Genomic DNA, 13191 nt, shown 5'->3' with positions numbered 1-13191 from the left:
CCGACGGTCAGCCCGCAGCCGGGGCGGCGGCGGTGTGTTCTCGGGCGTGCCGGTCCATCTCTGCCCGGAAGGCGGCGACCAGCTCCGGCTGAATCCTTCCGGTGTTGCGGTCACCGCCTTCGCAGACCGCCCCCCGCACCCCCACGATGTCCGTGCCGATACGCGTCAGCACACCGAGGTCTTCCGCCTTGACGCTGCCCGCGAGGGCGGCGAGGAGACCGGCGTCGTGGGAGCGCCGCACGAACTCCGCGCAGACCTCCGGCGGAACGTGGTCGAACAACCGTGTCCCGTCCTTGACCGCGGTGTCGAGCATGGCCGCGTCGGAGCCGGAGCGCAGGGCGATGTCGGGCAGTGCGAGCGGGTTGACGCAGCCGACCCGGTGGGCATCGGCATACCCCGAGGCGACGACGAAGGCGTCCGGCCGATGGTCCTTCACTGCCCGGACGACCGCTCGCATGACGTCGATGGCCTGGTCGGGCGTCGTGCATCCGTAGAGGCCGACCTTGATGTAGGTGGCTCCGGAGACAGCGGCGCCGAGTGCCGCCTGGGCCACTGTGCCGGGCTTGTACGGCACGTCTCCGACGGTCGCGGACACCGGTTTGTCCGCCGGGACCGCGTCGCGGATCTCCCTGATGACCCAGGGGAAGTTCGCACCGAGCGAGCCCTCGTCGGGCTTCTTGACGTCCACGATGTCAAGGTGCTCCGCCGCCTTCGCACAGTCGAGGGCTTCCTCGACGCCGTCCGGGGAGATGAGAAGCAACAACGCGCACTCCTTCCCCCACACATCCGCCTGTCCGTGAGCAGGTGTGCGGAGTCGCTTGGATGACTTGCGGTCTGCTCATCATTGAGGGCGCCTCGTGACCACCGGTAGGGCGCGCGGAGACCGAACGGGGTGCTGTTGGTGTGTCCAGTGCGCCGTGCACGCCGGATCCATGGGCTCCCGCCCTTGCCCCGCGCGATGTGTGGGGCGTGGCGGGCCGGGCAGCGCGGTACGCGTGGTCTCCAGCAGTCCGGGCCGGCACCCCGAGAAGGGCCGCCGACCTTCTCGAAGAGGCGCGGGACGACACGCCCGCTGCGCGGTGAGAAGGTCCGTTCATGCCGGATCGGCATCATGTTCACTCTTTCTGCTGACCGGCTGGCCCTACCCAGGACTTCGGATCCCGCAGCCCGCAGAGTGACAGCTCGAAAGCCGTGCGACCGGCCCACCGCAGACGCGACATCCCCGTCCCGCACGGTGTTCGCCGCACCTGTCGGCGACTCACCGGTATGTCGCCGGTCGCGTCGCACGCCGTACGACGCGACCGGCACGGCCGCCCCGTCTCCCGAACTGACGAAAGGTATGAGCCCATGCGCAACGAAGCGGTCAACCGTGTGAAACTCGTGTTCACCCTGTTCGACGCCGACGGCAACGGGGTCCTGGAATCCGACGACTTCGATCTGATGAGCAGCCGGGTCGCCGCAGCCGTGCCCGGAGCCGACGAAGCACCGAAGCAGGCCATGCGAGCCGGCTTCACGCGCTACTGGGACACGCTGGCCGGTGAGCTCGACACCGATCAGGACGGCCGGATCACCTACGCCGAATACCAGGCGTGTGTCCTGTCACCGGAGCGCTTCAGCGGGGCGATCGACCAGTTCGCAGCCGGCTTCGCCCGTCTCGGTGACCTGGACGGCAGCGGGAGCGTCACCCGGCCGGTGTTCACCGGGATGCTGCGGGGGGTCGGCTTCGACCTGCCGAACATCCAAGCCCTCTTCGAGGCACTCCGTCCCGATGACGCCGACCGGATCGGCGTGGATGCCTGGGAAGCCGAGATCAGGAACTTCTACGCCCCTGACAAGGCCGGCATCCCCGCCGACCTTCTGGCGGCTGCACCGGCATCCTGATCCGAACCCGGTCCGGCGGCTCGCCCCGTAGGGCGTGAGCCGCCTCCCGGATCGCAGTGAGGTCTCCTGACCCCCGCGATGCTGAGGGCTTCGGCCTTGAAAACCGGGGTTGAGATCCGGTCCGGGCCCACTCACCCAATCCGAACAATGGCCAGAGCCCGCCGGCGTCATGTCCTGCGGTCTCAGCCTCGGGTGTGGTGGCGCAGTCCGTAGGTGATGGCCCGTTGGGACAGGGGGCCGAGTTCTTGCAGGGACTGGGCGAGGACGGCGAGCTGCTCGAGGGAATCCAGGGCACGGCCGGCACCCTCGGGGTCGACGCCCTCGTACAGTTCGATGCCGACGAAGGAAGCGGCCGCGGCACGGGCCAGCCCGGCAGGGTCCGCGAAGGCGGCCAGGGGGGTCGCGACGAGCAGCCGGGTCAGAACAGCCTCCAGTTCGTCGATCCACAGCGCGAGCCCTGCTGAGGTCGCGGCCGCGAGAGCGGGCGTGGTCTGACCGGCGGCCAACAGCTGGCCAAGGACTGCCACCTGTCCGGCCGCTCGTTCCTCGGCGTGCATCGCGCGGGCGAAGGCCAGGAGCTCCGTGAGGGAGTCCAGGGTGGCGAGCCTCTCACGGTAGCGGGAGACGCGCTGTTCGGCGCCGTGGACGCAGGCGGCGGCAAGGAGCTCGTCGACGGAACCGAAGTGGTAGAAGATCAGCGCCTGGTTGACCCCTGCAGTGGTCGCGATGGAGCGGGCCGAGGTCTTGGCAATGCCCTGTTCGACCAGGGTGCGCAAGGCTCCGTCGAGGAGTTTGAGGCGGGTGGCCCCGCCGGACGCACTCACGCACGAGCCTCCTCGCGGACGGGCCGCAGGTCGGCGCGGGGTTCGCGCCCGCCCACGTCGACGTACTCGGCGGTGAAGGAGCCCTCGTAGCCGAAGAGGAAGCCGAAGTGCCGGTTGGTCACCCGCACCCGGATACGGAAGCTGCCGGTGCTCTCGTCGAACGACTCGCGGACTTCGGCTTCGCCTCCGATCAGGGACGGGACGCGGACATCGACGGGGCCCTCACGGAAGCGGTGCTCGCCGGAGCGGATGAGGAGCGAGCCGTCGGATTCGGCGCTCATGCGGAGGTCGCTGGCGAGGTGCTGGTGGGTGCCGAGGTAGTCGAGAACGCAGTCGCGTTCGGGGCTGAGGACCATCGTGGCGTCGAAGCGGTGGGGGCCGTCAGGCAGCTGGAAGGTTCGCACGAAGGTGACGGTTTCGCGGCCGAAGGAGTCCGCGTAGGGAAAGTTCTCGATGACGAAGGGCACGTCGCGCCCTTCGCGCGGGACGAGGATGTTGCGCGTCCCGCCGAGCCGGAGGAAGGGCTTCACGAAGAGGGCCCCGTGGCGGATCCGCTCCATCGTTCCGCGCCCGACACAGGCTTCGCCGTTGTCGAGCCCGACGGAGAAGCGGCGCCGGATCTCGGGGTGCAGACGACCGAAGTCGGCTCCCATGTGCGTGTGGAAGATCGAGGGCACGAGGGCTCCAGGGTGGTGAGCAGTCGGGGTGGGCCGACGCGCCCGGACGGGGTGCGCCGGCAACGGCGTGCGGCGGGAGTGCCGGGCAGCGGGGGCAGCAGGACTGCGAGTACTGCGATGCCCGCCGCGAGGGCGAGCGGGGCGGCGGGAGAGGCGACCAGGGCGGCGGGAGAGGCGACCAGGGCGGCGAGGGGCAGGGCCAGGCGCGCGGCGCACTCCCCGAGGGCGCGGCCGAGGGCGGCGCGCGGGTGGATCCCGCGTTCGCACCACAGCCGCAGCCGGTCGAACGACCAGGCGGTGGCCCAGCCCATGAGCGGACGGAAGACCAGCCGATCGGCGAGGGCACCACAACGGCCCCAGCGCGGGCGGTAGTCGTAGCCGGTCAGGAAGCGGACCCCGGTAGGGCCGGGGACGTAGCGCCAGTAGCCGCTGCCCTCGGCCAGCAGCGAGAGCGGGTGACCCGAAGCGAAGCGCAGCGCCGAAACGCGCGTGCCGTCGGGCCGTTGCCGCTCGCCCGCGCTGACTCCCGTGCCGGCGATCCACAGGAGGGGCAGCAGCCGGGTCGCGTAGCGGAAGCGCTGCGGCTCCCCTTCGGTGCGCGGCAGGTAGGAGATCGATGTGAACCTCAGGTCCCAGGACTGGTGCCGCGCCGGATTCTGGGTCCGCTCCCAGAGAACGTCCATATCGGCGTCGATCACTGTTTCCACGTACAAGCCGATATCCGCTCCCCTGGCTGTTTGAGCGTTCGCTCAAACGGCACCCTATCCCGTGTTTGAGCGAACGCTCAAGAGAATCGACGGACAGGGGGACAGGCCGCTCATCGGCGACTTCGGACCATCTGATCAAAATCGATGATCAGGTAGCAGAAACAACAGGTGGGTCTGGGTCCGACGAGGCACTCCCTGTGGCCGAGGCAGCGGCGCTGAGTGCGCCGTCGCGCAGACCTTACGTCGAGCAGGCGTCCCCATTGCGGGACAGCCCTTGGACATGTCTTCGACGAGGAGGACGGCCTGCCGGCAAGCGACGCGACCTGCTCGACCTCCGCGATGACGGCCACGAGATCTGGGCTGCCGGCCTCCTTTCCCGCGAAACCGGACGCCGGAGGCACTGGCGAGGCCCTCCGTCCGGACTGCGTCCGTCGGAGGGAAACAACCCCCGACAGGGCACGCCGTGGTGATCTTGGGCCCGCAGCCGGGCCATCGTGGGACGGAGAACTCGTTCGCGTTACGGATGGAGTACGCAGATGTCGGTATCGAACCAGGCGATGACCCGGCGCGGCCTGCTCATCGCCGGTGGAGCAGCGACGGCCGCCGCTGCCACGAGCGGGTCCAGTGCTCTGGCCCGTGAGGAATCGGCGGTGCAGGGCGGATGGAGCGGTGATGATGCCAGCCGGGCGAGGATTGACGTCCACCACCATTTCACCGCTCCGGCATGGGTGGACTGGGCCGAGCGCGAGGGCCTCGTGGTGCGCAAGGAGTTGCCGTGGTGGGCACGTTGGGATCTGGACTCCACCCTGGCGCTGATGGACCGGGTGGGAATCGCAACCGCGGTACTCAACCCGACCATGCAGGACCGATACCGCTCCGCGGCGCAGGCCAGAGAAGGCCTCACCGTTGTCTTCGAGGCGCTGTCAGATTTGATCGCCGCACACCCGGGACGTTTCGCTGTCCTCGGCCCTGCCGTCCTGGACCATCCCGAAGTGACCACGTGGGCTCTCCGACACGCCTTTGACGAGCTCGGCGCCGTTGGGGTGAGTGTGAAGGCGAACTACAACGGTGTCTATCTCGGTGATCCCTCATACGACAGCCTCTTCGCGCAACTCGACGAACGCGCCACGGTCCTCTTCACGCACCCGCTCGACCTCCCGAGCGGACCACCCGGCAGTCCCACGGTCCCCGGAATTCCGAACTTCATGTGCGATTTCCTGCTGGATACTACGCGTGCCGCTGTCAATCTGATCCGTAGCAAGACCCTCGACCGCTACCCGCATCTGTCGGTCGTCCTGCCGCACGCCGGCGGCTTCCTCCCCCAGATCGCCACCCGGGTGAAGGCTTTCGGCGACTTCTGTACCCCACCCCTCGATGCTGCCCGTGTGCAGGACTATCTCCACCGCTTCTACTACGACACGGCGGGCCCGATGGCCCCCGCAGGCACTCTGGTGTCCACCGCGGGTGCCGACCGGATCCTCTTCGGCACCGACTGGCCGGCTGCCTCCGCCGACATCATCACCGCCTTCACAGTGCCGGCCATCGAGACCGACCCCGTCCTGACGGACCGCCGACGTCGCGGCATCAACCGCGCCAACGCGCTGCACCTCATGCCCTCGTTGGGGCGCGCCTGACCTCGCTGTCCGCCCGGCCTCCCCATACGGTCATCTCCTCCCCGAGCCCCACCAATGACCGCACGGTCGGCCGGTCAGTGGTGCCCGACGTCGAAGCCTCAGACGCCAGCGTCGAGGTGAGATCACCGCACAGTGGGGCCGAACCAGCCCCGTGAACGCCAGGGGATGGGTCATCAGCTGCACGGTCCTTGAACTCAAGGCCCCCCCTTTCGGTACCCGTGCGCTTGTGGACTCTTGCGGTGCAGGACGGTCGCTCGTGGTGCTGGTCCCGCGCGAAGCCCTGACGGTCCATCGCCTGGGTCTACGGCAAGGACCGCGATGAGCCGGCCACTGCGGACCTGGGGCTTGCCCGTACGCGGCCTGAGCGGCCCGGCCGTCCGGCCCGGCCACGGCTCGTCAGGAGCAGGCTGGTGCCGGCCCGTACCCTCTCCCTCTTCCTTCCGAGGACTCAGGCGTCCCCCTCGTCCGCTGGGTACGGACAGCTGTCCCTGAACTCGACCTCCGGTACGTGCTCTTCCCACTCCTCGCGGCTGAGACCGCCGTCCGTGGCCCGGCATGCGATGCGGATGGAGTCGGCCGCGATCTCGGGGTAGTCGCCGATGTCGACGACATGCGCGTAACCCGCACTAGTCGTGATCATCGTCCGTCCCTGCGGTCCGCCCAGGACCACGTCGTCGACGCCCTCGCTGTGGCCGCTGAACGTGAACGCCAGATGCGGCCGTCCGGGGTCGGTGACGCTCCACACGCGTACGGCGCCGTCCTCTTCCGCACCGGCCAGGAGAACGCCGTCGGGATGAAAGGCCAGTCGGGTGAACTTCCTCCCGTTCAGCGCCGAAGGCTGCAACTCCCCCAACAGGTGCACGGAACCGGCGCGTTCGGCGGCCCACAACTGAATTCCGGTGTCGGCCTCTGCGGGCACCTCGGCGACGGCCGCCACCACGTTCCCCCGTGGAGAGAACGCCACCACGGAGCTGCCTTGGTAGAAGCGATCGCCGGACAGCGGCGCCGTCTTCCCTGAGCGCAGGTCCCAAAGGCGTAGGCTCGTCCCCGCGATAAGGAGTTGGCGACCGTTCGGGCTGAAGATGACATCGTCGCCGCGAGCGGCAAGGGATGCGATCGAGGCGGGGCGGGCCGGGTCGGACACGTCCCAGACCTGTACGTGCTTCAGGTCGTTCACGGCGAGCAGCCGTCTGCCGGGGGCGAAGGCCAGCGAGGGCCCTGGAGCGCCGTCGTCGCCGCTGCGCACGGTGCCCGTAACGCGCGGGTGAGCCGGGGCGGAGACGTCCCAAAGGGTAACCCTTCGGTCGTGGTTGATGGTCGCGAGCAGCGTGCCGTCGTGGCTGAACTCGATATCGGCGAGGACGTCACCCACACCGATGACGGAGCCGCCGTCGACCGTGTCGAAGCGCTCCTTCACAGGGTTGCTCAGTTTCGCCAGTCGCCGTGGCTCGGCTGGATCGGCCAGGTTCCACAGATCGATCCGATCGCCTCGGGCAACGGCAAGTGTCGTGCCGTCCCGCGCCAGCGCGAGCAGAGCCCCGTTGGGCAGCACGTCCAGGACTCGAGGTGGTCGGACGTCGGTGAGGTCCCAGTGGATGACCTCGTCGTAGCTCACCGAGACCAAAGAGTCTCCGTCGGCGCCGAACCGCGCCGCGTGGGCGAACGACGAGTGCCTGTACAAGCGGGACTCCCTGGTCATGTCCCTCGGATCTCTGACGTCCCACACAGCGACAGTCTCGTCCCAGCTCGAGCTGGCCAGGCGACGGCCGTCCGGGGAGAAGTCGAGGAAGCTGACCGTGTCGGTGTGAGCTGCCTGTTCGTCAAGGACTTTCGGGCTACGGGGCGAGCGGATGTCGATCAGTTTGACCGCACGGTCGTCGCTCGCCGCCAGCAGATCTCCGTCCGGGCTGAACGCCAGGGCACCACCGGCGTCTTCCACCACGCCCTGCGGCTTGGGTTTGCCGGGGTCCGAGACGTCCCACAGCCGAAGCTCTCCGTGGGTGTCGGCGGTGACCAGCAGGCGGCCGTCCGGGCTGAACGCGGCCCGGTCGCCCTGCACCAGCTCCTGCGTGGTCGAGGAGTCCTCGACGAGCCCGAGCTGCCGCGGCTTCCGGGGGTCGCGGACGTCCCACAGGACGAGCTTGCTGTGGCCGACGTACCGAGACCAGCCGATGGCAGCCACTGTGTTTCCGTCCGGGCTCAGGACCACCGCACTCGGTCCGTGCGCCACGTCCTTCAGACCTGTCGCACGCAGTGTCGCGACCGGACGCGGTTTCCCGTTCCCCCGGCGATCGGCGAGGTTCCACAGTCGCACCTCGTCGCCGCAGACGGCTACGAGCATGCGTTCGCCAGGGCCGCCGAACGTCACCGGCGTATGTGCCTCGTCGTTCGAGGGACACGCCATCCGGACCAGTGGCGTGCGAGGAACCGGATCACGGCTGGTGTCCCAGACTGCCAGGCGGTCACGTTCCGACGTCGCCAGCATGCGCCCGCCACGCGCGAGCGCCATGTCCGCAGGTGCCACGGGCAACTCCGAAACCCCGCGGAACGCGCTGTCGGCCAGCGTGTCGAAGAGCGCGCGGTGAGCTTCGGCACTGGGACGCAAGACGTTTGCGGCAAGTTGGAGCCGTAGGGCCGCGTCAGGGTCCGACGTACCCAGGATGTCCGCCTCGGCCAACAGCGCACGGGCCGTCGCCACTTCCTGTTGCGCCTGCGCGTGACCCCTCTCCCTCACCGCCACGACCGCGGCGACGAGTGCGAGGCACAGGGCAATGGCGACTGCGGACAGCGCTCGCTTCAGGAGAATGGTTCGGCGCTGCTCCCGGCGTAGTTCACTGGTCGCGTGGGACTGCCCGGCCGCCAGGAACTCATGCTCCAATGCGTGCAGTTCGATGTGCTCAGCAAGCTCCTCCGCGGTCTGGAGGCGACTTCCGCGGAACAGGAAGGCTGCGTCTCGGCCTGCGGTGTCCCATTCCTCGGCAGCGGTTCCCACCTGCTGCCGCAGCAGTAGGGCGGCAGCATTCTCCTGGACCCACTGGTGCAGCAGGGGCCAGGCCCGCAGCAGCGCCTCGTGTGCGATCTGGACGCTGTCCTTATCGACCGTCAGGAGCCGTGCAGTGGCCAGCTGGTCCCGGATCTGGCCTGAGCGGTCCGGCAGTGAGGCGAGCGGGACACTGTGCCGCAGCACAGCGGGGCCACCGTCTGGCGGAAGGTGGACCAGGCGCAACAGCAACTCGCGCATCGTCGCCTGCCCGTCGTCGTCCAGGGACTCGTAGACGCGTCGGGTCGTGGTGGCCACCGACTGCCAGATGCCTTCCGTCGCCTGGTACCCGGCGAGGGTGAGTCGAACTCCGCTGCGACTGCGCCACGTTTCCCGTAGAGCGTGAGCCAGGAACGGCAGCCCCGTGGCCGCGTCCCTCGCGGAGCGGCCCGACCGGAGGTCGTCCAGGAGCCGGTCGGTCAGGCCCTGCTCTATCGTCATGCCCACGGCGGCGGCCGGGCCCTCGATCGCCGCGCGCAGCTCCTGCTCGCGCAGAGGCGGGACGGCGAGCTGAGCCCGGGCCAGCACCCGCTCGAGACCAGGGTGCTCCAGGCAGCTTCCGTAGTGGTCCGCCCGCAGGCCGAGGACGACGCGGGGCCGTCGGCCCGGTCCGTCTCGTGTGAGGAGGGAGACGAATGCGGCACACTCCTCGATCGTGTCGCACTGGGTGAAGATCTCCTCGAACTGGTCCACCACCAGCAGCGCGCAGTCGGGCAGCCCGTGGCGTGGTGCCGGGAAGCAACCGTGTTCGAACTCGGCCCTCACCTCGTCCGAGTCCCGCCCGGTGGCTCGGGCCCACGCTTCCGCCAGGGCCCGCATCGGATGAGGTCCCGGGGCCGGCAGTAGAAGCGTCGAACCCGGAGCATCCGTACGGGCCTCGAGGCCGGCCACCAGGCCGGCACGCAGCAGCGATGATTTGCCCGCGCCCGAGGCACCCACCAGCATCAGCTGGCCACCGTCCGGCAGCTCGTCGACCAACTCCAGCAACCGTGCGGTGAGGCCGTCGCGACCGAAGAAGTGCGCGCTGTCCACAGCTCGGTACGGCTCCAGCCCCGGGTAGGGGCACGGCACGTCAGCGGGCTGCTCGGCAGCCACGGTCCCATCGGGCTGCTTACGGTAGGCGCGGTTCCGCGCCAGGCGCAGCGAGCCCAATGCGCCCTCGCTCTGCCGGGCGGGATCGACCCGGGGGTCCTCGGCGAAGCGCTCATCGAGTGCCATATGAAGTCGGTCGGCGGTCAGCCACGGCGGTCCGGCCGGATCCCCGTCGTTGAGCAGTTCGAGCAGCCGGCCGGTGAACAGGGTGCGCCGTTCGTCCTCGGGCGCGAAGGAGAGGGCGTAGTGCGAGGCCGACGTGAGCAGGAAGCTCCCCCGCGGCCGTGCGGAGGCGAAAGCCCGACGGACCCCGCCGTCCGAGGCCGGAGCGCCGCCACGTCCGGAGAAGCAACAGTCGAGGACGACGAGACTGCCGCTGCCTGCGTCACCCAGCACGTCGCTGATGGTGCGGTACGAGACCGACTGTGCGACTTGCCGGAAGGACCGGCTGGCGCGGGTGGCGAGGTACAGAGCGTCGCGCGGGCCGAGCTGTCCGTGCCCCACGTAGTAGAAGAGAACGGGGCCGCCACCGGTACGCACCGCCACCTCGACCGCGTCGAGCACTTGGGCGGCATCGGCGTCGGCAGGGACGCGCTCGACGTGTCCGGGTGCCATGCCGCATACATCGAGCAGCGTGCGCTGCAGATCGTCGAGTGTCGTTCCGACGGAGGGGAGGTCGGGCAGATCCGACTCGCGGACGTGGCTCGCGGTGCCGAACAGCACCGCACGTGCGCCGGGGACCGCGAGACCGCCACCCGTCATGTCGTCGGGGAGCCCGGCGGGTTCCCGTCCTGCGATTCCTCCCGAACCACACCGTCCTGCGGGTCCGCCCGGCCGCCACCGTCGGCCGGCGGGCGCGCCAGGCGCTCGGCGAGGTCGGCCGCGTCCTGCGGGCTCAGCGCACGGGCCTGGCGTGAGGAGAGGCTGATCCGGGTGCCGTCGGGGCGGGTCACACTGATCGTGTAGCTGCTGCGGCGGGTCTGCAGCCATGCCACCACCGCCCCCACGAAGACTGCGGCAACGCCTCCGGGCTCCAGGACCGCCACCAGGGCGTCCATGGCCGGACCCATCGTCCCCGGTGGGCCGCCGTCCCGTTCAGCACGGTCGACGCGCCCCCTCAGCTGCGGTACGTCCTTCAACCACGTCCCGAGATCTGCGACGCCGTCGTCGCTGCCCATTTCGCCGCGTACCGTCACGACAAGCCGCATGGTCTCCCCCAGGGTCAGATGCCATTCCCGGTTTCTCGGGCGGGGAGTTCGGGTGTCCCTCCCGGAACTCTCCTCGCCCTGTCGACAGCATGCCGCACGAGGACCACGTACAACATGGGTTCCTCGGATGGTCGCCGACTGCGCACCGACCGAAGCCCTCGGGTCCTGCCGGCCATCCCCGCGGGTGCAGGGAGCACCTGCACGGGACCGTGCTTCACGCGAATGCCGGTCACGATCTACAGCTGGAGTACCAAGGGAATCCCGTTCAGGCTGTACGGGCGTAATCCTGCTTCGCGCCCGCGATGCCGGCGCCCTCGCGCCTGCCGTCACCTCAAAGCGTCATCCAACCGCCATGACCGCCAACTCTGCGAACCTGTGCGGTCACGGCACTACTCCGATGCGGCTCTGAGCCGCTGGCACCACTTTGCCGATCGCAGTGGCGAGCGTGGCTCCGAGGACGCTGATGCCGACCAGGGTCAGCCACATCGCGGAGGCCCCCATGGACAGCAATGCGGAGAGCGCGGCCGGTGAGACCGCTCCAGCGACAGTCACGGCGAGTTGGTTGAGGGCCAAGTACCGGCCGCGGAGAGCGTCTGGGGCGCTCTCCGCGGCGACAGTCGACGTGATGGGGCCGCCGAGGATTTCACCGAAGGTGTAGCTGACCGCGCCGAGCAGCACGACGCCGACCGCGAGGGCGAGCGCAGCCGAGCGGTCGGCGGCGAGGAACAGGAGGTAGCCGGCCGCAAAGCAGGCGTGTCCGGCGACGAGGACGCGGCTGCGGATCCGCCCTCTGAGCCACCTGACGACGACGCCTTGGCCGAAGCCGACCATCAGGGCGTTGAGTGAGAAGACCGCGCCGGCAGTCCAACCAGGCAGTCCCAGCACATCCACGGCGTAGACCGGTATCGCGATGTTGAGCACGAACAAGGAGATCGCGAAGCACAGTTGATGCGCGACCAGTGACAGGTACCTCCGATCCCTGAGCACGCGCCCCCAGCCTCCAGCAGCGTCCTGGCCGGCCTCGGGACGGATATTCGGCACGGCCCGGATCAGCACGTAGGCGGTGACGTAGGACAAGGCGTTGACGACCACGATCGCGGTATGGACGCCGTGAGCACCGAAACTGATGGCGACAGCAGAGAGGAGGCCGCCGAGTGCGTAGCCCAGGTTGCGTACCGACCCCAGGAGGCCGAACCAGCGCTCGCGTTGGCCGGGCGCGGCCAGCGCCGTGACGGTCACGCCGTAACAGCTGAAGGACACCGCCCGCCCGGCACTGTTCAACCAGGCGCAGATGGCGATCTGCCATGTCTGATCCACGAGGAGATACCCGGCGAAGCCGAGCGCTTGGGCCACGTTCGCCGCCTGCAGTACGGGCTTGGCGCCGTACCGGTCAACCAGTCCTCCGACCAGAGGGCCTGCCGGGAGCGCCAGCAGCCCGGCCGTCGTCAGGGCCGCGCCCACCTGCACCAGCGTCAGCGGCGTCGTGGCCAGAAAGTACAGCATCGAAACGGGAACGAAGACACCGGTGCCGATCGAGTCGATGACGATCGCTGCGACGAGACGGCCGTGCCGAGCTGTCGAGGGGCGGACCGTGCAATCGGGAGTAGTCACAGCCCGGACGGTATAGATTCTATACTGGTATCTACAACGCTACCGGGAGTCGTGCATGGGTAACGCCTACAACGTCATGGCCGCGACCTGCCCCAGTCGCACCGTTCTGCACCGGATCGGGGCGCGCTGGACGGTGTTCATCGTCAACGCGCTGGACAACGGGCCGAAGCGATTCACCGAGCTCAAGGCGCACATCCGGGGGATCACACCGAAGGCGCTCACCGAGACGCTGCGCGCGATGGAGTACGACGGTCTGATCTCTCGCAAGGAGATTCCCGCACATCCCCCGCATGTCGAGTACGCCCTCACCGACCTCGGGCGGTCACTGCTGGCCCCCCTGCGTGCCGTCCGGGAATGGGCCGAGAGCCACGTCCCCGACATTGAACGCGCCCGCGCACAAGCCGATGCGCAACGGTAACCCCGCACGCCGGTGGGTGCGGTTGGCCGTACCTCATGGATCACGTCGGTCTGGCCGCTCGGTCATCGCGAGCTCAAGCGGTTCTTCGTAGCCTGGTCG

Annotated in this window: 9 protein-coding genes and 1 pseudogene; 3 read left to right on the top strand and 7 right to left on the bottom strand. The window is 69.2% G+C overall.

Going from position 1 to position 13191, the window contains the following annotated elements; genetic code table 11:
• Window positions 1-7: 7 nt before the first annotated feature.
• The gene (locus tag OG927_RS31260) at window positions 8-763 is read right to left on the bottom strand and encodes a (5-formylfuran-3-yl)methyl phosphate synthase (RefSeq protein ID WP_124280285.1); all 756 of its coding nucleotides are present in this window, start codon (window positions 761-763) and stop codon (window positions 8-10) included.
• Between the two features lie 584 nt (window positions 764-1347).
• Between OG927_RS31260 and OG927_RS31255 the strand changes: the two genes are divergently transcribed.
• Window positions 1348-1881, top strand: coding sequence for an EF-hand domain-containing protein (locus OG927_RS31255; protein ID WP_124280286.1), 534 nt, complete (start codon window positions 1348-1350; stop codon window positions 1879-1881).
• A gap of 182 nt (window positions 1882-2063) precedes the next feature.
• On the opposite strand, the gene OG927_RS31250 is transcribed toward OG927_RS31255, so the two are convergent.
• From OG927_RS31250 to OG927_RS31240, 3 genes and pseudogenes are all read right to left on the bottom strand, one after another.
• On the bottom strand, window positions 2064-2705 hold the full coding sequence (locus OG927_RS31250) for a TetR/AcrR family transcriptional regulator (protein WP_124280287.1): 642 nt from the start codon (window positions 2703-2705) through the stop codon (window positions 2064-2066).
• The gene (locus tag OG927_RS31245; protein WP_056799757.1) at window positions 2702-3382 is read right to left on the bottom strand and encodes a DUF4166 domain-containing protein; all 681 of its coding nucleotides are present in this window, start codon (window positions 3380-3382) and stop codon (window positions 2702-2704) included. Before OG927_RS31245 ends, OG927_RS31250 begins: the two co-directional genes overlap by 4 nt.
• A 5-nt stretch (window positions 3383-3387) precedes the next feature.
• Window positions 3388-4101: pseudogene (locus OG927_RS31240) on the bottom strand (hypothetical protein); the annotation flags it as partial.
• 524 nt (window positions 4102-4625) lie between these two features.
• On the opposite strand from OG927_RS31240, the gene OG927_RS31235 reads away from it, so the two are divergent.
• Window positions 4626-5723 (top strand): amidohydrolase family protein, encoded by a 1098-nt coding sequence (locus OG927_RS31235; RefSeq protein ID WP_330321169.1) that lies wholly within the window; start codon window positions 4626-4628, stop codon window positions 5721-5723.
• Window positions 5724-6171: 448 nt separating this feature from the next.
• On the opposite strand, the gene OG927_RS31230 is transcribed toward OG927_RS31235, so the two are convergent.
• The 3 genes from OG927_RS31230 to OG927_RS31220 all read right to left on the bottom strand — a co-directional run bounded on the left by OG927_RS31230 (window position 6172) and on the right by OG927_RS31220 (window position 12674).
• A complete protein-coding gene (locus tag OG927_RS31230; RefSeq protein WP_330321168.1) occupies window positions 6172-10617 on the bottom strand; it encodes a caspase, EACC1-associated type in 4446 nt (1481 codons plus the stop codon).
• Window positions 10614-11063 carry an effector-associated constant component EACC1 gene (locus OG927_RS31225; protein ID WP_124280293.1) on the bottom strand — a complete coding sequence of 150 codons (450 nt, stop codon included), beginning with the start codon at window positions 11061-11063 and terminating at the stop codon, window positions 10614-10616. The genes OG927_RS31230 and OG927_RS31225 overlap by 4 nt, the downstream gene beginning before the upstream one ends.
• A 381-nt stretch (window positions 11064-11444) precedes the next feature.
• Complete coding sequence (locus tag OG927_RS31220; protein ID WP_241191659.1) at window positions 11445-12674, bottom strand: MFS transporter; 1230 nt, start codon at window positions 12672-12674, stop codon at window positions 11445-11447.
• A 55-nt stretch (window positions 12675-12729) separates the two neighbouring features.
• Here OG927_RS31220 and OG927_RS31215 point away from each other — a divergent pair, with 55 nt between their 5' ends.
• Window positions 12730-13092 (top strand): winged helix-turn-helix transcriptional regulator, encoded by a 363-nt coding sequence (locus OG927_RS31215; RefSeq protein ID WP_056799768.1) that lies wholly within the window; start codon window positions 12730-12732, stop codon window positions 13090-13092.
• The last annotated feature ends 99 nt before the right edge of the window (window positions 13093-13191 follow it).

The organism is Streptomyces clavifer (assembly GCF_036345975.1).
GTDB lineage: Bacteria > Actinomycetota > Actinomycetes > Streptomycetales > Streptomycetaceae > Streptomyces > Streptomyces clavifer.
Note: the sequence above shows the minus strand (reverse complement) of the source record. Positions and strands in the feature narration are given on the sequence as shown.

Coding starts and splice junctions, on each gene's coding strand:
- OG927_RS31225 (WP_124280293.1), bottom strand. CDS start 11,063: ATGCGGCTTGTCGTGACGGTACGCGGCGAAATGGGCAGCGACGACGGC.
- OG927_RS31235 (WP_330321169.1), top strand. CDS start 4,626: ATGTCGGTATCGAACCAGGCGATGACCCGGCGCGGCCTGCTCATCGCC.
- OG927_RS31230 (WP_330321168.1), bottom strand. CDS start 10,617: ATGACGGGTGGCGGTCTCGCGGTCCCCGGCGCACGTGCGGTGCTGTTC.
- OG927_RS31255 (WP_124280286.1), top strand. CDS start 1,348: ATGCGCAACGAAGCGGTCAACCGTGTGAAACTCGTGTTCACCCTGTTC.
- OG927_RS31215 (WP_056799768.1), top strand. CDS start 12,730: ATGGGTAACGCCTACAACGTCATGGCCGCGACCTGCCCCAGTCGCACC.